We start from the raw sequence: 1,720 nt of genomic DNA on the forward strand, positions 1-1,720 counted from the left end.
AGGAATGGCAGCAGAAGCGGCCAGAACTATTCGTCAAACGCGTTTACGATCAAACGGGACTGGACACATAAGCACGGTCCGCGTGCAGTTTCCCTGGACGCTTACGAGACCGGCCTGACAATCCTTTGACGGCCGGGATTGCCTCGACGATCGGTACATGGAGCCGGCAATCGTGAACTTCCGCACCCGAGATTTGGGCTACAGCGGCAAACCACGCTGGTCCACAAGGATATGGTGTTTGCAGTCAAGCTTGCCCCGATCAGATGGGCTTGGCCCGGTGTGCTTGCCGCCACGCGGCGACCGCACGCTGGCGGCATCAAATCTCGCTCGAACCCACCAGATCTGGTCGTATTCGCGGAACCGGCGCAGTACGGCCTCATGGATACTCTGCCAGACACCGGCCTGCGTCCATTCGTGCAGGTGTCGCCAGCACGTTATTCCACTACCGTACGCAAGCTCACGCGGCAGGTACTCCCATGGTATTCCAGTCCTAAGGACGAACAGAATCCCGGTCAGTGTCGCCCGTTCACAGATCCGTGGTCGACCACCTTTCGGAGACGGCGGGTGCACCGGGAGATGAGCTGCAATAAGGGACCAGGGTTCGTCGGGAATGAGTGCTTTAGCCATGCATCAGTCCGGCAAAAAACAGGTCGTCGATGTTAAGGCCAGGGCCAGGCTGCGTACGGCTGAAATCGACCCAAAACAGCCCTTCGCAAAAGGCCAGAACTGTTGTTGGGCGACCCCGATCTATGCACATCGGGTGTTGCTTCGGAGCGCAAAATATTTTTAGCGAGACATATTGAACTACCGTAGCTCATCCATATCTTGGGACGTGCGGCGACGATGAATCTTGCGCCGTGTACTTGGTTCAGAAGCTCCTCAACCTATATTTGATTGGAACGTTATGTCAACCTACATTAATCCAGGCCCGAAGCCAAAGCGAGAGGATGGTCAAGATGACCGTCGCCATCATGTGAATCCACCGACTAAACCAAAGCATCCTACACTTCCAGTGCATAACCCAAAGAAAAAGTAATGCAAGAGAATATAAAACACCAGCGCTAGCTGGTGTTTTCGTTGAATCTTAACGTTGATGACCAGATAGCGCCAAACCCAACAAATTTAGCGCTTCGACGTTAATCCACGCTATTAACCAAAAAGTTGGTGCTCTGTCCTCAGTCACCGGCTGCTTATAGCCCCAACACAGACTCTCAATGCTAGCGATTACGTTCACGTTATACGGCTACGGCCCAGTGAAACCGTCGGATTGACCCGTGATTTCTAGCACCACGGGAACTAACCATTGGACCCGCCATGCGCGGCAACGCCAGCATCCCTAGCAGATGCCACGTCCTGCTCGAAGAACGCGGCTGCCTCCGTGTCCGTGAAACGCCAGTCCGGACCGCCGCGCGCCCGAGCGTCATCACCGAAGCGGCGAAGGCAGAACGCTTGGTCTGCGGACTCGATCCCCTCGATCTTCTGGGCCAGGGCTGCAGCTTTCGCGTCGCCGATGTGGATGAACGACGTGAGCAGATCAATACTTCGACGAGGCGCGCCGCGAAGACTCCAGGGGCACAAAATAGAACCGCGTGGAGCGCTACAGGATTTGCCGAGTGAGCCGCATCGGTTAGCTCTGCGACCCTCTAGGCCTCGATTCCAGAGGGTGTAAATAATATTGTGTAAACGGTCATTTGGCAGGACACTGCCGCCACTAGGAGAA

Annotated in this window: 2 protein-coding genes; one reads left to right on the forward strand and one right to left on the reverse strand. The window is 55.5% G+C overall.

The window, feature by feature from the left end:
- Positions 1 to 198: 198 nt before the first annotated feature.
- The gene (locus ASC93_RS32790; RefSeq protein ID WP_082547945.1) at positions 199 to 627 is read right to left on the reverse strand and encodes a transposase; all 429 of its coding nucleotides are present in this window, start codon (positions 625 to 627) and stop codon (positions 199 to 201) included.
- A gap of 687 nt (positions 628 to 1,314) precedes the next feature.
- On the opposite strand from ASC93_RS32790, the gene ASC93_RS30670 reads away from it, so the two are divergent.
- Positions 1,315 to 1,617, forward strand: coding sequence for a hypothetical protein (locus ASC93_RS30670; protein WP_157201866.1), 303 nt, complete (start codon positions 1,315 to 1,317; stop codon positions 1,615 to 1,617).
- Positions 1,618 to 1,720 lie beyond the last annotated feature (103 nt).

The sequence above is a fragment of the Massilia sp. Root335 genome, from assembly GCF_001425685.1.
GTDB classification, from domain to species: Bacteria; Pseudomonadota; Gammaproteobacteria; order Burkholderiales; family Burkholderiaceae_D; genus Telluria; species Telluria luteola.